Below are 18,477 nucleotides of genomic sequence, written 5' to 3'. Positions count from 1 at the left end.
CCCCCGCGACACACCCCCGGACCGAAGCCGACGGGCGCCGAGGGGCGCTTCCGCCGTGGTCGGGGCGCTCGGGGCGTGCACAATGCGCCCATGACCGCAACCGAGGACAGCGACCTCCTCCAGCTGCAGCTCCTCCAGCACTGGAACGCCACCCTGCTCGCCGCCCGCGCCGGCCGGGAGGGCCCCGACCCCACCCCGTACGGCCGCGACCTGCTGGCCCGCTGGGCCGAGCCGCAGCGCCGCTACCACACGGTCAGCCACCTGAGGGCGGTCCTCGCCCGCATCGACGAGCTCGCCGACCAGGGCGGCGAGGGCGGGGAGCTCGAACTCGTCCGGCTCGCCGCCTGGTTCCACGACGCCGTCTACCGCCCCGACCGCTCGGAGAACGAGGAGCGCTCCGCCGCGCTCGCCGAACGGGCCCTGAACGAAGCCGGTCTGACCGCCCACGAGGTCGCGGAGGTGGCCCGCCTGGTCCGCCTCACCGTCACCCACGACCCCGACCCCGGCGACCTCAACGGCGAGACCCTCTGCGACGCGGACCTCGCGATCCTCGCGAGCGACCCCGATACCTACGGGGGGTACGCGGCGGCGGTCCGCGAGGAGTACGCCTTCGTCCCCGACGAGGCCTTCCGCGAGGGCCGCGCCGCCGTCCTGCGCCAGCTCCTGGACCTCCCCCGCCTCTTCCGCACCCCGTACGGCGCGGCGGCCTGGGAGTCGAAGGCCCGGGACAACCTGGGAAGGGAACTCGCGGAGCTGACGGCCGGACCGTGACCGTGCGACCCGCTCCAGGCACGCGAAACGCCCGGCCGGTGAGACCCCGGCCGGGCGTTCCTCGTCGTGCTGGTCAGCGCCGATCAGTCGCCGATGAAGTACAGATATCCGCTCCGGTGGTGGACGTATCGCGCCGCCGACCTGAGCTGCCTCAGGACCGGGGTGAAGTCCTCCTCCGGAAGCTGCTCCATCTCGCGCAGCAGCTGGAAGGCCTGCTTCGAGTTGAAGATCGTCTCCAGATACTCGTTCACCCCCCAGCGCACCGTGGTGTCGGGCGCCAGGCAGCAGTACGTGAAGAGACTGCGCTCCTCATCGTCCTCGAACACCCCCTGGAGCTCCTTGCCACGGTTCAGTACGCGTACCGCGATGCTCATCTCTCACCGACTCCTGACCGTCCGGCCGACTACTTCGGATACATGGTGATCGCGTCTCCGTCGAGCGAGACGACCAGCTCCACCAGGGACGTCGGCGTGTCTCCGTCGTGGTTCTTCCTGCCGACGGTTCCGAGCCCGGGGTTGAAGACACAGACGCGGTAGCGGGTCTGCGAACCCTGCGTCCAGTTCGTGCACTTCTCCTCAGCCAAGTCGAAGATCTTCTCCAGCATGGCGTCCGAGGTGTTGGCCTTCCAGATGCCCTTGCCCCCATCGACCCTCGGACCGCCGTCGAAGTGGACGTCCCGGATGCCCTTGAGGAAGTGGCCCGTGAACAGAGGCTTGCGGCACAGGTCCGCGATCTTCCACTTTCCCTTGTCCTCGGGCTGCTGGCTCGGCGGGACGTAGTCCTCGGGCCAGCCGTAGTTCGGGGCCGGAGTGCTCGCCCCGTCGTCCCAGTCGTCGGGCCAGCCGTAGTCGCTGCTGGAACTCGTTCCTCCGGAGGAGCTGAACGCCGCCGTCTCGAACGACCACGCGCTGTGGGAGGCGGTGCCCGACGAACCCTGCTTCGGCTGGGGGACCAGGCAGGACGGTGCGTTCCTCGCCTTCTTCAGAAGGTAGTTGTACTTGTCGAGCAGCTGCTTGGCGAGCTTCGACGACTCGAAGAACTTGTCGACTGCCTTGCCGATGGCGATGAGCGCCTTGGCCACCGCCGGGATCTTGGTGACGGGGACGAGGTAGCCCGCGACGTCGATGAGCGCCCAGATGCACGCCTCGAAGTCCCAGGTGGACAGACACTCCTTGATGTTGTCCAGACCGAACAGCTCGATCAGGATCGCGCCGCCGTTGGCCCGGACCCACGCCTCGACGTCGCCCGAGGCCAGATCCCTGGCGGCCTTGTACTCGTCGACACACTGCTGACCGCAGAGCTGCCGCAGCAACTCCTCGTCGGTGCCGCTGAGCGGCCCGCCGCTGTAGAGGGAGCCGGCGTCGACGTGGCGCTTGCGCTCCTCCTCCAGCCGCTTGCGCTCCTCCTCCTCCGCCCGCGTGGCGGCCTCGTCGGCCTCCTTCGCGAGGTTATGGGCGTTCGACGCCGAGGTCTCCGCCGCGTCGGCGTCCGACTCGGCCCTGGTCGCGACGTCCCGGGCGTCCGCCGCGTCGTTCTCGGCGGTCGTGGCCGCCGCACGCGCACCGGCGGCGTCCTTCTCGGCCTCGGTCGCGGCGGCGTCAGCCGCGGCCGCGTCCGCCAGGGCGTCATTGGCCGCGAACGTCGCGTGCATGGCGTCGTTTCCGGCCCGCACGGCCCACACATCGGCCCGTTCGGCCGCAGCCTGTGCCGCCTTGGCCGCCTTCTGCGCCTCGGCCGCGGCGGCCTGGGCACGCTTCACCGCCTTGGCCGCACGCTCGGCGTCGGCCGCCGCGGCGGCTGCCGCCTGGGCCGCGAGCTTGTCGTCGGCCGCGGCCTGCTCGGCGAGACGCTTGGCCTCCGCCGACATCGCCGCCGCCTGGACCGCCTTGGCCTCAGCGGCCTTGGCCTGCTGCTCCGAGAGGGTCAGCGCGTTCTGGCCGGTCAGCACGGCGAACGCCGCCGAAGCGTCGGTCTCCTGGTACGGAGTACCGAGGGCTACGGCCTCCTTCGCGGGCTTCACGGCCTGGGTGGCCGTGTCCCGTGCGGCGCTCGCCGCCTGGGCAGTGGCATACGCGTAGCCGGCCGCCTTCGCCGCCCACTGGGCGGTCTTCAGCGCCTCGGCGTGCGCCGCGACCGACTCCTTCTTGGCGGTGACCGCAGCGGCCGACGCCTTCTTGGACTCCGCCTCGGCGTTCCGCGCGTTCTGCGCGGCCGCCTCGGAGGCGTCGATCGCCGTGGCCGCGGCCGCGTGCGCCGCCGCCGCGGAACCGGCCGCGGTGTAGTACGCCGACCAGGCACCGTCGGCGGCCGCCCCTGCTCTGCGGGCGGCGCCGTTGGCCCGGGTCGCGGCCGCTCGCGAGTTGACCGAGGCGGTCGTGGCCTCGTCGGCCGCGGCCCGCGCGTTGACAGCCGCCGTGGTCGCCGTGTTCGCGGCCGCGCGGGCGTCGTCCGCCGCCGCGCGGGTCTCGGTCGCGGCGTCGGTCCCGACGGCGGCCTGGGCAGCCGCCTCCGTGGCGGCGGCCCTGGATTCGGCGGCCTTCTGCTCGCGTTCGGCGACGACCGCGCGGTCCCGCGCGAGCCTCGCCTCCTGCTCGGCCTCCGCCGCCTCGTCCCTCTTGGACGCGGCCGTGGCGCCGGAACTCCTCGCCGAGGTGGCGGCGGTACTGGCCTTGCCCTGCTCCGTCACAGCACGGGCCTCCGCCGCGGAGGCCTTGTCCCGCTCCGACTCGGCCGTGGCCCGCTCAGCGGCGGCGACGGCGCGCTCCAGCTCGGCCTCGGCGCGCTTGGCCTGGGCCGTGCCCGCCGCGGTCTTCGCCTCCTGCTCCTCGCGCTCCGCGGTGGCCTGCGCCGTCTTGGCGATCTTGAGGTTGGCCTCGGCCTCGGCCGCCTCCCGATCGGCACTGTCCGCGGCGGCCTTCGCCTGCGCGGCGGCCTCCTGGGCGGCGATGCGGTGGAACTCGGTCTTCAGCGCGTGCGACTGGGTCTTCGCCAGCGCCAGCAGCGTCTGCGAGGTCGAGACCGTGGCCTTGGCCGCGTTGAAAGCCGTCTCCGTCGCCTTGGTCGCGGCGGTGGCGGCGGCGCCCGAGGCACGGGCGACCTGGACCGACTGCTGGGCGTACATCAGGCCCCGGCCGCGGGGCACCTCGCCCGCGTCCGCGATGGCCCAGGCGTCCTGCTGGGCCGCGACCGCGCGAGCGGCGGCGGCGTTCGCGGCGGCTGCCTGCTCCTTCGACGTGGTGACCAGGGCCTGGATGCGGCCGCGGGCGTTGGCCAGGTCCGCGTTGGCCCGGTCGAAGAGCGCCTTCTTCGGCTTGGAGATGTGGTTCGGGTCGTCCTCCAGCAGGTCGTGCCAGTACTTCTGCCAACGCAGGACCTGGTCGGCGCGCCACGCCTGCCCGATGGCCTCCACCATGTTGTCGGCGGCGGCGCGGGTCGCGGCGGCGGCGTCCGCCTCCGCGCGCATGATCAGCGCGCGCGGCGCCGCCTGAGCGGCGTACTCCGCTTCCCACTCGGCCGAGGCCTGCGAGGCGACCTCGGAGAGGGAGTTGCGCGGGTCGACCGGCTCGGCGTGGTCGCACGCGGCCCACGCCTGCTTGAGGTTCTCGACCTCGATGCGGAACTCGGGCGACCCCTCGGCGACCTTCTCGCCCAGGAAACCGCCGTGCTTGAGGTAGGAGGCGATGTCCGTGGCGGTGGTGCCGCCGGGGAACCGGTTCTCCGTCACGCTGGCATCCCGCAGCATGAGGTCTGCGGCCCAGTCGTGCCAGTCGTCCTTGCCGCGGTTCTGCTCGGTGACCTCCCGCGCCTTGTCCAGGGACTCGGCGCTCGGGTTGGTGTGGTCGTCCCAGCCGAGACGGTGGGACACCTTCGCCTGCGCGGAAAGGGTGAAGCCGAGGATGTCGGCGCCGAACTCCGGCGTGTGGAGCGTGATGCCGTCGTCGAACGAGGTCATCGCGTACGGCCGGTTCGCGTCCTCCAGGACCGCTTCACGGGCCGCCATCGCGTCCACGTACGCGTACGCCGCCTCCATGTCCTGGTCGCGGGCCTGGCCCAGCGGCATGAAGCCGATCCAGCCGATGTCGCCGATGACGGCATCGAGCTGGGCATTGGTACCGGTCAGGCCCTCGATGGCCTTGGACTTCATCTTGGCGCCGCCCGCGTGGAGGGCGACACCCGCGAGGCATCGGTTGAGACGCGGGGCGGCGCGGACGTCCTTGATGACGGCCGTCAGCTCGTGCAGCCGACGCAGCGCGTTGTCCGCGTCGACGAAGATCTTCCGGACCCCGGTGGAGACCCGCTCGATCGCCTGGGAGAGCGCCGGCACACGACCGACGATCACGGCGTTCGACGCGACATCGACGAGGTCCCAGAGGCAGTCCTCGACGTCCGAACCGGCCAGGCACTGCTTGACCTTCGCCGCGTCGAGCTGCTCGAAGAGGATCTGTCCGCCGTTGTCGGTGGCCCACTTCACGATGTCGACGGAGACGGCCGTGAGGCCCTCACGGTAGTCGTCGACGCAGGTCTGGCCGCACTCGTCGAGGAGAGCCTTCTCCTCGCGCTCGCCAAGTCTGGGCCAGTTGTTCGCGCCACCCTCGATCGGGGTGACGCCCTCGGCCAGCGCCTCCTTGTGCGCGGCCTCGTTCTTCTCGCGCTGCTCCTGTTCGGCCTTCTTCGCGGCCTCCTCGGCGGCGGTGGAATCACCGGTGGCGTCGGACGCCTTCGACTCGGCCTCCTTGGCGTCCTTCTCGGCCTCGGTGGCCTTGCGGGCGGCTTCGGCCGCGGCCTCGGCCGAACGCCCGGCCTTGCCCTGCGCCTCGGCGGCGTGCCGCTCGGCGTCGGTGGCCTCCCGGTCGGCGTCGGCAGCCTCCCCGGCGGCCTCGGTGGCGGTGTTACGAGCGCTGAGCGCGTCGTTCCCTGCCTGCTGGGCGTGGGTCGACGCGGTCTCGGCCGCGGTCTTCGCACCCGCCTGGGCGCCGACCGCCTCCGCGGCGGACGCCTGGGCACGGGTGACGGCCTCGACGGCGCGGGCCGAGTCGGCGGCGGCACGGGCTGCCGCCTCGGCCGCGAGCTTCGCGTCGCCCTGCGCCTGGCCGGCGGCGGCCTGCGCGTCGGCGGCGGCCTGGTTGGCCTCGGCTGCCTTGGCCTCGGCGGCGGCGGCCTGCTGTTCGGCGAGCGTCTTCGAGGACTGTCCGACCAGGACGGCGAACGCGGCGGACGCGTCCTTCTCCTGGTACGGGCTGCCCGCGGCGACGGCCTCGTCCGAGGCGGCGATGGCCGCCTTCGCGCTGTCCCGGGCGGCGAGCGCCGCCTGTCCGGCGGCATAGGCGCGGCCGACGACGGTCGCGGCCGATGTCACCGCCTCCTCGGCACTCGTCTGCGCGGCGGCGGACTCCTCCTTCGCCTTGGCGGCGAGTTCGGTCGCGTTCTCCGACGCGGTGGCGGCGTTGTCCGCGCGGGCCGCCGCGTCCTGCGAGGCGTCGAGCGCGGTGGCGGCGGCGGCATGCGCGGACGAGGCGGCGCCGACCGAGGTGTAGTACACCTCCCACGCCTTGCTCGCGCTCGCCTCGGCACGCCCGGCGGCGCCCTCCGCGGTCGTCGCGGCGGACCGGGCGGAGACCGCGGCGGCGGTGGCCTCATCGGCGGCGGTCTGGGCCGCCGTGGCGGCGGCAGCGGCCTGAGTGGCGGCCGTCCGCGCGGCGGTGGCGGCGGCGCGGGTCTCCGCGGCCGTCTCCCTGCCCTCGGCGGCGGCTGCCGCGGCCTCAAGAGCGGCGGCGCGGGCCGCGGTGGCCTGCTTGTCGCGCAGCGCCGCGAACGCCTTCTCGCGGGCGACCTGCGCCGCCTTCGCCTTGACGTCGGCGGCCGTGCGCTTCGTCTTCGCGTCGGTGGTCGCCGTGCCGGCGGTCGTCTCGGCGTTCTGCGCGGCCGTCTTCTGCGTACCCGCCCTGCCCTCGGCCTCCGCGGCCTTGGCCCGCTCCGTGGTGGCCTTGGCGCGCGCGGCGACGGCGGTGGCCTTCTCCGCCTGCGCCTTCGCCCGCTCGGTCGCGGCTGTCTCGGCGGCGGCCTTCGCCTTGTCCCGCTTCTGCTCGGCGGTCGTACGCGCCGTCTTGGCCGTCCCGGCGGCGTCGGCGGCGGCGTCGGCGTTGGTCACGGCGCTGTCGGCGGCGGCCTTCGCCTGCGCGGCGGCCTCCTCGGCGGCAACCCGGCGGAACTCGGTGTTCAGCGCCTTCGACTCGGTCTGCGCCTTGGCGAGCAGCGCGTCCGCGTCGGCGACGGTGGCGTTCGCGGCGGCCTTGGCGGTCTCGGTCGCCTTCGCGGCGGCCTGCGCGGCCGCCGCGGAGGCCCGGGTGACCTGCACCGACTGCTGGGCGTACATCAGACCCCGGCCACGCGGCACGTGCGCGGTGTCGGCGACGGCCCAGGCCTCCTGCTGGGCGGTCGTGGCGCGCTGCACCGCCGCGGCAGCCGCTGCGGCGTGGGTCCCGGCCGACACAGCCCTGGCGGCCGCCTCGGTGCGGGCGGCGGAGAGATCGGCCGCGGCCTTGTCGTAGAAGGCCTGGTCGGGCTTCTCGAAGACGGGGTCGGGATCGTCGGCGAGCACGTCCTGCCAGTGCTTGCGCCAGATCAGGATCTGCTCCGCGATCCACGCCTGCCGGATGGCCTCGATCATGTCCTCGGTGGCCAGCCGGGTCGCCTCGGCGGCGTCGGCCTCGGCCTGGATGATCGTGGCCCGCTGGGCAGCCTGCCCGGCGTACTCCAGCTCCCATTCCAGCATCGCGGTCATCACCGGCGCGTTGAGCCTGCGGCGGGGGTCGAGCGGGTTCTGGTGGTCGCAGGCGGCCCACGCCTGCTTCAGGTCCTCCACCTCGACCCGGTACTCGGGCGAGCCCTTCGCGGGTTCCGCCGCGGCGTAGCCACCGCGTCGCAGGTAGGCCGCGATGTCGCTGGACGTCGTTCCGCGCGACCACTCCCAGCCGATGTCCTGGAGCATGTGGTCCGCGGTGAAGTCGTCCCAGTCGTCCTTGCCGCGGTTCTCCTCGACGAGGGCGCGGGCCTTCGCCTCGGCCTCGGCACCGGGCTTGCTGTCGCCGTCGTTGCCGAGCGGAACGGCGAGCTGGACCTTCGAGAGGGCGGTGAAGTAGCTGACGTCCGCGCCGAACGCGGGCGCGTGCCACTCCATGGCGTCGTTGTCCCAGGCGGATTCGCGGTACGGCTTGTTCGCCTCGTCGAGCGCCCGGGTGCGCGCGGTGAAGGCGTCGCTGTAGGTACTCGCCGTCTCCTTGTCGGCGTCCTTGGCCTGACCGAGCGGACCGTAGCCGATCCAGCCGATATCACCGACGGTGGTGCGCAGTTGCTCGTCGGTGCCGGTGAGGCCCTCGATCGCCTTGGCCTTCAGCTGAGGGCCGCCGACGTGCAGTGCCACGCCGGTGAGACAGCGGTCGAGGCGGCGCTGCTCGCCGACGCTGTTGCGGAAGAGGCCGTCGTCCACCTCCGGGGCGGTGTCAGCGACGGCGGGCGCAGCCTGGATGACTCCGGCCAGGACGGCGGTCGCCGTGGCGAGCGCCGTGATCCCGGTGGCCCGCGCGAGGGCCTTTCGGATGCGACGCCGGCGTCTGCCGACGTCTGGGAACAAGGACATGTGTGCCTGACAATCTGTCTGTCGATCACGAGGCGACGGGATCACGGGCATGCCGAAGGAGCGGCCGCTCCCACCCCTGAACTCCGCTGCCGCTTACGTCGCGACCATGTCATGCACTGCCCGGCCCGGTGAAGATCAAATAATCTTCACCGCCGGGCATACAGGTGATCAAGAAGGGGCAAAGTGAGCTCTTTCTTGATCATGTTGTTACTGGACGTAACCCACTTCCCCACAGGTCTCGCAAAGGTGCGAACGTCTGACGCGAGCAGGCCTCGCATCGACGCCGAACTGTGACGGGACCGTCCGACCGCCCCCCGTAAGATCGTTTCGCCTGTCCACCGCACGCGCGTGAACGCCGGGAAAGAACAGAGAACATGAGACTCCGCAGCGCCCTTCCTCTCGCCGCCTTGATACCGGCTCTCTTCCTGGCGACCGCGTGCAGCGGCGAATCTCCCGACCCCGAGCACAACAAGCCGAAGTCCACCGGGACGACCACCCGGAACGCCCAGGAGAAGGAAGCCGCCGAGGCGAAACGGCTCGGCACCCTCGACACACCCGCACTCGAGAAGGCCGTCCTCACCGGCCGGACCGCCGGGTACGACGCCAAGAGGATCGCCCAGGCGGAGGTGGAGGCGGGCCGCGACATGGAGGCGGACCAGAAGAAGTGTCAGCCGCTGGCCAGCCTCATCGGCGGCTTCACCCACATCGCCCCGGTCGCCACCGCCCACCGCTCCCTCCAGGCCTCCGAGGCCGCCAACGCCACGGTCGGCTCCATGTGGCTCGCCTCCCACTCGGACGAGAACTCCGAGCGTGTGATGCGGGAACTCCGCGCGTCCGTCCCCGCCTGCCCCAAGGGCTTCAAGACCCTCGGCCTGACCTACGGCGCAGTCGAATCCCTGCCTGCGCCGAAGCTGGGCGACGAGGCCGTGGCGTACCGGATCACCGGCGACATCGGCAAGCAGAAGATGCCCATGACCTACACCGTCGTCCGCAGCGGCAACATCATCGCCGCGTTCTACGGCGTCAACATGCTGGACGCAGACAAGGCGGCGATCCCGGAAGCGGTCGTGAAGGCCCAGCTCGACCGGCTCTGACGGCGGCCGGGTCCACGACGGGGCACCCGGCCGCCACACGGCCAGGACGCCGACGCCCAGGGAGCACGTCCCGGCTCGCGTCTCGTATCGCGAGAAGTACCGCGACCCCGGAATGACAGGAACCACTCATCGGTTGGCACATGTCATGCCGTCTTCCTCAGCCGAGCCCGCTCCCGCCTCCCCCGCCGCTCCCCGGATGCCCCTGGCCGTCTACATCCTGGGCCTCTCCGTCTTCGCACTCGGCACCAGCGAGTTCATGCTGTCCGGGCTCCTGCCGCCCATCGCGGAGGACATGGGTGTCTCCATCCCGCAGGCCGGTCTGCTGATCTCCGCCTTCGCCATCGGCATGGTCGTCGGTGCTCCGCTGCTCGCCGTCGCGACGCTCCGGCTCCCCCGCAAGACCACGCTGGTCGCCCTGATCACCGTCTTCGGACTGGGCCAGATAGCCGGCGCGCTCGCCCCGAGCTACGGGATCCTCTTCGCCTCCCGCGTGATCAGCGCGCTCGCCTGCGCCGGCTTCTGGGCCGTCGGCGCGGCCGTCGCCATCGCGATGGTCCCGCAGAGCTCGCGGGCCCGCGCCATGGCCGTCATGATCGGCGGCCTCTCCATCGCCAACGTCCTCGGCGTCCCCGCCGGCGCCTTCCTCGGCGAGCACCTCGGCTGGCGCTCCGCCTTCTGGGCCGTCGGCGCCGCCTCCGCGATCGCCCTCGTGGGCGTCGTCACCCGCATCCCGCACATCCCGCTCCCGGAGACGAAGCCCCGGCTCAAGCGGGAGCTCACGATCTACCGCGACCGCCAGGTCCTCCTCTCGATCGTGATCACCGCGCTGGCCGCGGGCGGCGTCTTCTGCGCCTTCTCCTACCTGGCCCCGCTGCTCACCGACGTCTCCGGCCTCGACAAGGGCTGGGTCTCCGGCGTCCTCGGCCTCTTCGGCATCGGCGCCCTCGTCGGCACCACGATCGGCGGCCGGGTCGCCGACGCCCACCTCTTCGGCGTCCTGCTCAGCGGCATCGCCGCCTCCACCGTCTTCCTGGTCGCGCTGGCCTTCCTCGCCTCCAGCCCGGTGGCGACGGTCCTGCTCGCCTTCCTCCTCGGCGTCTCCGCCTTCTACACGGCCCCCGCCCTCAACGCCCGCATGTTCAACGTCGCCGGCGCCGCCCCCACCCTGGCCGGCGCCACCACCACCGCCGCGTTCAACCTCGGCAACACCGGTGGCCCCTGGCTGGGCGGCACCGTCATCGACGGCGGCCTCGGCTACACCTCCCCCGCCTGGGCCGGCGCGGCGATGACCGCCCTGGCCCTGGTGGCCGTCGCCGTCTCCCTGAAGCTCACCCGCCCGGAGAGGTCGCGGGTGGTCATCGGCGCCCAGGGCGCGCCGACGGCGCCCGAACTGTCACGGCACGAGAGCTAGGGCCTGCCCGTGACGACGGGCCCTAAAGCGGTGGCCGGCCCTAAAGCGACGGCCGGCCCCAGAGCGGCGGCCCGCCCCAGAGCGGCGGCCGGTCCTAGAGCGGTGGCCGGCCCTTCGGGCGGCGCAGGCCCGCCTCCGTGAGGCGGCGCAGGAGTTCCTTGGAGCCGACGGGGACGGCGCCGGCGGCGACCGCGGTCGCGTGCCAGTCGGCGGGGATGTCGTAGTGGTCGCGGTCGAAGCCGCGCGCCGGGGCGCCGATCGAGGCGGCGAAGGCGTGGAGCTCCTCGAAGGAGACGTCGCTGACCAGGTGCGACCACATGCGGCCGTGGCCGGGCCAGGTCGGCGGGTCGATGTAGAGGGTCATCGGGGGCCGCTCCCGCCGGGGGCGGTCGTCACGTCAGCCCGCCCACCCGCGCCACCACCACGCCCTGCTTGCCGCAGACCCAGTGCGGGTCCGCGCCCAGCTCCGGTTCGACGTCGAGGGCGTGCGGGTCGCCGGAGGAGCAGACGGGGCAGAGGGGCCAGCGGCCGTACGCCTCCAGGAGGGCGTCCTGGACGTCCTGGGCGACGAGGCCCGGGACGTACTCCACGCCCTCGGGCCACTGCTCGACCCACCAGCGGCGGTGCGTCACCGCGTCCTCCACCATCGACACGACCTGCGCCGCGGCCACGTCACGGGCCGCGAGGTCGGCCAGCACCAGCGCGCGGGCGGTGTGCAGCGCCTGCTCCACGGGGTCGATGTCGTCCATGAGCTCATTGTCACCCGCCGCACCCGGAAGGACGAAGGTCCCGTCCTTCCGCCCCTGATCCGGGCCTTACGGGCTCTTGTCCGCCGCGCCCTTCTGAAAGTATCTTTCAGTCGTGACCAATGACGTGAAGGAAACTTTCAGCGGTGAGGCGCCCTCCTCGCACCCCGCGCCTCCCGCTCCCCCCGCGCCGGCCGCGCTCGCCGCCAAGGTACGGACCCTCTCCCCTTCCATGACCCGCTCCATGCAGCGGGTCGCCGAGGCCGTCGCCGGGGACCCCGCCGGCTGCGCCGCCCTCACGGTCACCGGCCTCGCCGAACTGACCGGCACCAGCGAGGCCACCGTCGTCCGCACCGCCCGCCTCCTCGGCTACCCCGGCTACCGCGACCTGCGGCTCGCCCTCGCCGGCCTCGCCGCCCAGCAGCAGTCCGGCCGGGCGCCGTCCGTCACCGCCGACATCGCCGTCGACGACCCGGTCGCCGACGTCGTCGCCAAGCTCGCGCACGACGAGCGGCAGACCCTCGCCGACACCGCCGCGGGCCTCGACACCGTCCAGCTCGGCGCCGTCGCCGCCGCCTGCGCCACCGCCCGCCGCATCGACGTGTACGGCGTGGGCGCCTCCGGCCTCGTCGCCCAGGACCTCGTGCAGAAGCTGCTCCGGATCGGCCTCGTCGCGCACGCGCACAGCGACCCCCACCTCGCCGTCACCAACGCCGTGCAGCTCCGCTCCGGCGACGTCGCCCTCGCCATCACCCACTCCGGCTCCACCGGCGACGTCATAGAACCGCTCCGGGTCGCCTTCGAGCACGGCGCCACCACGGTGGCGATCACCGGCCGCCCGGACGGGCCGGTCAGCCAGTACGCCGACCACGTGCTGACCACCTCCACCGCCCGCGAGAGCGAGCTGAGACCGGCGGCCATGTCGTCCCGCACCAGCCAACTCCTGGTCGTGGACTGCCTGTTCACCTGTGTCACCCAGCGTACGTACGAGACCGCGGCCCCTGCCCTCGCGGCCTCGTACGAAGCACTCGCCCACCGCCACGCACCCCGGACCACCACCCGCTGACCCACCCCGAGCACCCCGACCCCGAGCAACCCGACCCCCAGCAGCCCGACCCCCAGCACCCCGAGCACCCCGAAGCCGACACCATGAAAGAGCAGCCGCCCGTGTCCACCACGTACTCCGAACTCCGCGCCCAGCTGGCCACCCTCACCACCGAGGCGTTCCGTCCCGAACTGGCCGAGATCGACCGGCTGTCCACCCTGGAGATCGCCCGCATCATGAACGGCGAGGACCAGACCGTCCCCGCCGCCGTGGCCAAGCAGCTGCCGGCGATCGCCGCCGCCATCGACGCCACCGCCGAGCGGATGGCCTGCGGCGGCCGGCTGCTCTACCTGGGCGCCGGCACCGCCGGCCGGCTCGGCGTCCTCGACGCCAGCGAGTGCCCGCCCACCTTCAACACCGACCCCTCGCAGGTCGTCGGCCTGATCGCGGGCGGCCCGTCCGCCATGGTCCAGGCCGTCGAGGGCGCCGAGGACTCCAAGGAGCTCGCCGCCGCCGACCTCGACGCCCTCTCCGTCGGCCCCGACGACACCGTCGTCGGCATCTCCGCCTCCGGCCGCACCCCCTACGCCATCGGCGCCGTCGAGCACGCCCGCACCCTCGGCGCGCTCACCATCGGCCTCTCGTGCAACGCGGACAGCGCGCTCGCGGCCGCCGCCGAGCACGGCATCGAGGTCGTCGCCGGCCCCGAACTCCTCACCGGATCCACCCGGTTGAAGGCCGGCACGGCGCAGAAGCTCGTCCTCAACATGATCTCGACGATCACCATGATCCGGCTGGGCAAGACCTACGGGAACCTCATGGTCGACGTCCGCTCCTCCAACGAGAAGCTCCAGGCCCGCTCGCGCCGCATCGTGGCGCTCGCGACCGGCGCCCCCGACGAGCAGATCGAGTCCGCCCTCGCCGCCGCCGAGGGCGAGGTGAAGAACGCCATCCTGATCATCCTCGCCGACGTCGACGCCGCCACCGCGGCCCGGCGGCTGCACGACTCGCACGGGCATCTGCGTGCGGCGCTGCACGCCACCACCTGAGCCCTCCCACCCCACCCCCGTACCGAAGGCACCACCGCACCATGAGCACAGACGACAAGAACCGCGCCATCGCCGCCGCGATCCTGCCCCTCGTCGGCGGCGCCGGGAACATCAGCTCCGTGGCCCACTGCATGACCCGCCTCCGGCTGGGCCTGCGCGACCGCTCGCTCGTCCAGGACGAGGCCCTGAAGGCGCTGCCGTCCGTGATGGGGGTGGTGGAGGACGACACGTACCAGATCGTCCTCGGCCCCGGCACGGTCGCCCGCGTGACCCCCGAGTTCGAGGCCCTGGTGGCCGAGGGGGCCGCCGCGGCGCCGGTGCACACCGCCGACGACCTGGCGGCGCAGGGCGCCGCGATGAAGGCGGCCAGGAAGGCGAAGAACGCGACCCCGTTCAAGCTCTTCCTCCGGAAGATCGCGAACATCTTCGTCCCCCTGATCCCCGCCCTGATCGGCTGCGGCATCATCGCCGGCCTCAACGGCCTGCTGATCAACCTCGGCTGGCTGCCCGGCGTCACCCCGGCGCTCGCCGCCATCGCGAGCGGCTTCATGGCCCTCATCGCGGTCTTCGTCGGCTACAACACGGCCAAGGAGTTCGGCGGCACGGCGATCCTCGGCGGCGCGGTCGCCGCCATCATCGTCTACGCGGGCGTCGCCAAGATCGAGGTCTTCGGCCAGGCGCTCTCCCCGGGCCAGGGCGGTGTCCTCGGCGCGCTCGGCGCGGCCGTGCTCGCCGTGTACGTGGAGAAGTGGTGCCGCCGCTGGGTGCCGGAGTCCCTGGACGTCCTGGTCACCCCGACGCTCACCGTGCTCATCTCCGGCCTGGTCACGATCTTCGGCCTGATGTTCGTCGCCGGCGAGGTCTCGCAGGCCATCGGCGACTTCGCCAACTGGCTCCTGGAGAACGCGGGCGCGGGCGCCGGATTCCTCCTCGGCGGCCTCTTCCTGCCGCTGGTGATGCTCGGCCTGCACCAGGCGCTCATCCCCATCCACACCACGCTGATCGAGCAGCAGGGCTACACGGTCCTCCTCCCGATCCTGGCGATGGCGGGCGCGGGCCAGGTCGGCGCGGCCATGGCGGTCTACCTGAAGCTGCCCCGCAACGGCTCCATCCGCCGCACCATCAAGTCCGCCCTCCCGGCCGGCTTCCTCGGCGTCGGCGAGCCGCTGATCTACGGCGTCTCCCTCCCGCTGGGCCGCCCCTTCATCACGGCCTGCGTCGGCGGCGCGTTCGGCGGCGGCTTCATCGGCCTGTTCAACATGCTGGGCGACAAGGTCGGCTCGACCGCGATCGGCCCGTCCGGCTGGGCGCTCTTCCCGCTCCTCGACGGCAACAAGGGCCTCGGCGAGACGATCGCGATCTACGCGGGCGGGCTGCTCGTGGGCTACCTCGTCGGCTTCGTCGCCACCTACTTCTGGGGCTTCAGCCGCGAGCTGATCGAGGAGTTCGACGTGGACACGGAGGCGGCGGCGGCTCCGGAACCCGTGGCCGCGGGCGGCCCCGCCGCCGGCACGGCGGGCACCCCGGAGCCGGTGAAGGTCTGACGGTCCGGCACGAGGAAGAACGACGAAGGAGCTGTACGGCTCCGAAGGCCGAGGCCCCGTCCCCGCGCGCGTGTCGCGGGGGCGGGGTCCCGCCGGTCGGGCCCGCCCTCGACGGGCGGCGCCGTCACGCGGCCCCGTCGAGGACCACGCCGACCACGCTGGACACCGGCAGCAGGCCCCAGAAGCGGGAGTCCGTGCTGAAGGCGGGGTTGTCACCGAGCAGCGCGACCCGGCCCGGCGGGACCAGCGCGCCCTCCGCCACACCGGCCGCGGCGCACACCTCGGGCGGCACCGGCTCCCCGGCCAGGGCGGCGATCCGCTTCACCACCAGCGGCGGCCGGCCGGCCGCGCCCCGGCGGGGGCGGACGAGGCCCTCGGGCGGGGCCACGAGCACGATCCGGCCGGTGCGCAGCCGGACCGCGCCGGTGCGGAGCACGAGGACCCGCTGCCCGTCCCGCAGTGCCGGCATCATGCTCGGCCCGTCGATCCGCAGCCGGGAGAGGCAGCGGCGCAGCAGCGCCAGGAGCAGCAGCAGGCCGACGGCCCCACCCAGGAACACGGACACGTCGTCCTCCTCACCCCACCGGGTCCGGGACCGCCGCCCGGTCCGGGTCCGGCGCGTCGGTACGGTAGCCGTCCGCCTGGAGCGTGAACAGCTCCGCGTACCGGCCGCCCCCGTCCATCAGCGTCTCGTGCGTGCCCTCCTCGACCACCCGTCCGTCACCGAGGACGACGATGCGGCCGGCGTCGCGGACGGCGCTCAGCCGGTGCGAGATGACCACGCCGGTCGCGCCGCCGCGCAGGGTGCGCAGGCTGTCGTGGATCTCCTTCTCCGCCTCCGCGTCCAGGCCCGCGCTGGGCTCGTCGAGGATCAGCAGATCGGCATCGGCACGCATGAACGCCCGTGCCACCGCGACCCGTTGCCATTCTCCGCCGGACAGCGACTGGCCGCCGAAGGACGCCGCGTGCTCCCCTTCCGGGACGAAGATCCGGCTGAGGAGGGTGTCGTAGCCGGCGGGCAGGCGGGTGAGCCGGTCGTGGATGCCGGCCGCCCGCGCCGCGCCGGTGACCGCGCCGGTGTCGCCGGCCCGGTCGAGGCGCCCGAGGCCGACGTTCTCGCCGGCGGTGAGGTCGTACCGGCAGTAGTCCTGGAAGACGACGCCGATCCGGCGCCGGTACGCGTCGGGCGTGAAGCGGCGGATGTCGGTGCCGTCCCAGAGGATGCGGCCCTCGGTCGGGTCGTACAGCCGGCAGAGCAGCTTGACCAGGGTGCTCTTGCCGGCGCCGTTCAGTCCGACGAGCGCGGTCGCCGCGCCCGCGGTGAGCGTCAGGTCCACCCCGCGCAGCACCCACGGCGAGGTGTCGTCGTACCGGAACCAGACGTTCTCGAAGGTGATCGAGGACCGCAGCGGGCGGGGCTCCTCGGTCGGTCCCTCCAGCTGCCGCAGATCGGGGGTCAGGTCCCGCAGGGCCCGGTAGGAGACGAAGGTGAGGAGGGCCTGGTAGGCGTTGCTGCCGGTGCTCGCCAGCTGGCCGACGCCGGTCTGGATGGCGGCGGTGGCGGCGAGGAAGACGGAGACGTCGCCGACCGAGAGCGCGCCCTCGCCGACGGCCCTGACGACCCAGACGAGCCCCACGCCGTAGACGGCGACGCCGAGGACGGACGGCGGAACTCCCCGGACGAGGTTACGGAGTTCGGTGCGGCGCTCGGCCTCGGAGGCGACGGCCAGCTCCGCCCGCGCCCGGCTCTTGAAGTGGTCCTGGAGCCCGAAGAGCCGGAGTTCCTTCACCGCGTCGGTGTCGGTCAGCAGACCGGCGTAGAACAGCTGGCGGCGGCTGTTCGCCACGATGTCGCGGATGACGGCGGCCCGCCGGCGGCCCGCGGTGAGCTGGGTGCGGAAGGTGGGCAGCGCCATGACGACGGTCAGCGCGCCGAGCAGCGGGTTGAGGAAGCAGACCGTGACCAGGAAGCCGAGGAAGGTCACCAGCGCCTGCACGCCGCCGACGACCGAGCCGATCAGCATGCCGGGGGCGGAGGAGCCGGCCTCCTGGGCGAGCCTCAGCTCGTCCTGGAAGGCCGGGTTCTCGAAGTGGCGCAGCCCCGGCAGCCGGTTGACGCCCTCGAACAGCTCGTCCTGCACCGTGAGCCGGAGGCGGCGGGCGTGCTGCTCGCGGAGGAAGTCGGTGACGGCGGGGACGAGCGCGAGGGCGAGGGCGACCGCCACCAGGAGGACGGCGACGCGGACGAGGGTGTCGGTGGGCCGGTGCTGGGTGATCGCGTCGAACAGCTCGCGGACGAGGAGCGCGGCGGCGGCCGGCAGCAGTCCCGCGACGACGCTCCCCGCCAGGTAGAGCAGGAGCGCGCCGCGCCCGGCCCGCCAGGCGAGCCCGGCGGCGGTCCGCCCGGCCCGGACGACGTCCTTGCGGCCGGTGGGGGCGGGGCCGTCGGACACGGGGGAAGCGGGTGCGGGGCCGTCGGGCACGGGTGAAGCCGGTGCGGGGCCTTCGGCCGCGGGGGTGTCCGGGGAAGGGCCGTCGGGCGCGGGGGTGTTCACGGGTGGGCGGAGGCCGTCGGCGCGGCGGCGACCTGGCCGCGGTCGCTGACGCGTCCCTCGGCGTCGACGTCGAGGTAGCTGGGCCAGCGGACGATGCCGAAGGAGGCGGAGGCGCCGTGGGAGCCGGCGGTCTCGGTGACGACCCGGGCGACCGGGTCGAGCAGGTCGATCATCCGCTGCCGCTCGGGACCGCCGCCCTTGAGGAAGACCAGCACACGATCCCGGCCACCCGGGAAGTCCTTCGCCATGGCGGCGAATTCCGGCGCCTGCTCGACGCACGGCGTGCACGTCGTGGAAAGGAATCCGATGACGGATCCGGGGGCGACAGAATTGCGGTCGATCTCCTCGCCGGAATGCGTGACGGTCCGGAATTCGGGGACCGGCGAACCGTCGGGGAGCGTGTTCTCGGGGGCGTCGGACACGTATTCACCGGAATTCCCCGCGGAAGCGGAGGTCCGGCGTGCGAGGGCGAGCAGCAGGAAGAGGTTGAAGACGGAGAGACAGCCGATCAGCACGACGGCGGCGACAAGCATGGAAAGGGCCTCGCTTGGGTTCTCGGCGGATGCGGGAGGGTGGGCGTCGCCGGGGCGCGCCGTCCGGACGGCGCCGGGGCCTCGGCGGGGCCT

At 73.2% G+C, this 18,477-nt stretch carries 13 protein-coding genes; 6 read left to right on the top strand and 7 right to left on the bottom strand.

Annotation, left to right across the window (positions count from 1 at the left end):
- Positions 1-90: 90 nt before the first annotated feature.
- Positions 91-771: a hypothetical protein gene (locus ACF1BN_RS26990; RefSeq protein WP_392334177.1), complete on the top strand. Its 681-nt coding sequence runs from the start codon at positions 91-93 to the stop codon at positions 769-771.
- 83 nt (positions 772-854) lie between these two features.
- Here ACF1BN_RS26990 and ACF1BN_RS26985 read toward each other — a convergent pair whose 3' ends face one another.
- Together ACF1BN_RS26985 and ACF1BN_RS26980 are read right to left on the bottom strand one after the other, a co-directional pair.
- Entirely contained in the window at positions 855-1,145 is a 291-nt protein-coding gene (locus ACF1BN_RS26985) for a hypothetical protein (RefSeq protein ID WP_392334176.1), read from the bottom strand.
- A gap of 29 nt (positions 1,146-1,174) precedes the next feature.
- Entirely contained in the window at positions 1,175-8,407 is a 7,233-nt protein-coding gene (locus ACF1BN_RS26980; RefSeq protein WP_392334175.1) for a hypothetical protein, read from the bottom strand.
- Between the two features lie 374 nt (positions 8,408-8,781).
- Between ACF1BN_RS26980 and ACF1BN_RS26975 the strand changes: the two genes are divergently transcribed.
- Positions 8,782-9,501: a hypothetical protein gene (locus tag ACF1BN_RS26975; protein ID WP_392334174.1), complete on the top strand. Its 720-nt coding sequence runs from the start codon at positions 8,782-8,784 to the stop codon at positions 9,499-9,501.
- 196 nt (positions 9,502-9,697) lie between these two features.
- Positions 9,698-10,912, top strand: coding sequence for a Cmx/CmrA family chloramphenicol efflux MFS transporter (locus ACF1BN_RS26970; protein WP_392334195.1), 1,215 nt, complete (start codon positions 9,698-9,700; stop codon positions 10,910-10,912).
- Positions 10,913-11,006: 94 nt separating this feature from the next.
- Here ACF1BN_RS26970 and ACF1BN_RS26965 read toward each other — a convergent pair whose 3' ends face one another.
- The gene (locus tag ACF1BN_RS26965; RefSeq protein ID WP_387278156.1) at positions 11,007-11,276 is read right to left on the bottom strand and encodes a DUF4031 domain-containing protein; all 270 of its coding nucleotides are present in this window, start codon (positions 11,274-11,276) and stop codon (positions 11,007-11,009) included.
- 28 nt (positions 11,277-11,304) lie between these two features.
- Positions 11,305-11,661, bottom strand: a complete 357-nt coding sequence (locus ACF1BN_RS26960; protein ID WP_392334173.1) for a hypothetical protein — start codon at positions 11,659-11,661, stop codon at positions 11,305-11,307.
- Positions 11,662-11,773: 112 nt separating this feature from the next.
- On the opposite strand from ACF1BN_RS26960, the gene ACF1BN_RS26955 reads away from it, so the two are divergent.
- The 3 genes from ACF1BN_RS26955 (at position 11,774) to ACF1BN_RS26945 (ending at position 15,296) form a co-directional block, all read left to right on the top strand.
- Positions 11,774-12,724 (top strand): MurR/RpiR family transcriptional regulator, encoded by a 951-nt coding sequence (locus ACF1BN_RS26955; RefSeq protein WP_392334172.1) that lies wholly within the window; start codon positions 11,774-11,776, stop codon positions 12,722-12,724.
- A gap of 83 nt (positions 12,725-12,807) precedes the next feature.
- The gene (gene murQ / locus ACF1BN_RS26950) at positions 12,808-13,752 is read left to right on the top strand and encodes an N-acetylmuramic acid 6-phosphate etherase (RefSeq protein WP_392334171.1); all 945 of its coding nucleotides are present in this window, start codon (positions 12,808-12,810) and stop codon (positions 13,750-13,752) included.
- A gap of 41 nt (positions 13,753-13,793) precedes the next feature.
- On the top strand, positions 13,794-15,296 hold the full coding sequence (locus tag ACF1BN_RS26945) for a PTS transporter subunit EIIC (protein WP_392334170.1): 1,503 nt from the start codon (positions 13,794-13,796) through the stop codon (positions 15,294-15,296).
- Between the two features lie 124 nt (positions 15,297-15,420).
- Here the strand turns inward: ACF1BN_RS26945 and ACF1BN_RS26940 are convergent, their stop codons facing one another.
- The 3 genes from ACF1BN_RS26940 to ACF1BN_RS26930 all read right to left on the bottom strand — a co-directional run bounded on the left by ACF1BN_RS26940 (position 15,421) and on the right by ACF1BN_RS26930 (position 18,384).
- Positions 15,421-15,861: a S26 family signal peptidase gene (locus ACF1BN_RS26940; protein ID WP_392334169.1), complete on the bottom strand. Its 441-nt coding sequence runs from the start codon at positions 15,859-15,861 to the stop codon at positions 15,421-15,423.
- 10 nt (positions 15,862-15,871) lie between these two features.
- Positions 15,872-17,749 (bottom strand): ABC transporter ATP-binding protein, encoded by a 1,878-nt coding sequence (locus tag ACF1BN_RS26935; protein ID WP_392334168.1) that lies wholly within the window; start codon positions 17,747-17,749, stop codon positions 15,872-15,874.
- A gap of 98 nt (positions 17,750-17,847) precedes the next feature.
- Positions 17,848-18,384 carry a TlpA family protein disulfide reductase gene (locus ACF1BN_RS26930; protein ID WP_392334167.1) on the bottom strand — a complete coding sequence of 179 codons (537 nt, stop codon included), beginning with the start codon at positions 18,382-18,384 and terminating at the stop codon, positions 17,848-17,850.
- Positions 18,385-18,477: the final 93 nt, after the last annotated feature.

The sequence above is a fragment of the Streptomyces sp. NPDC014861 genome (assembly GCF_043081625.1).
GTDB lineage: Bacteria > Actinomycetota > Actinomycetes > Streptomycetales > Streptomycetaceae > Streptomyces.
Note: the sequence above shows the minus strand (reverse complement) of the source record. Positions and strands in the feature narration are given on the sequence as shown.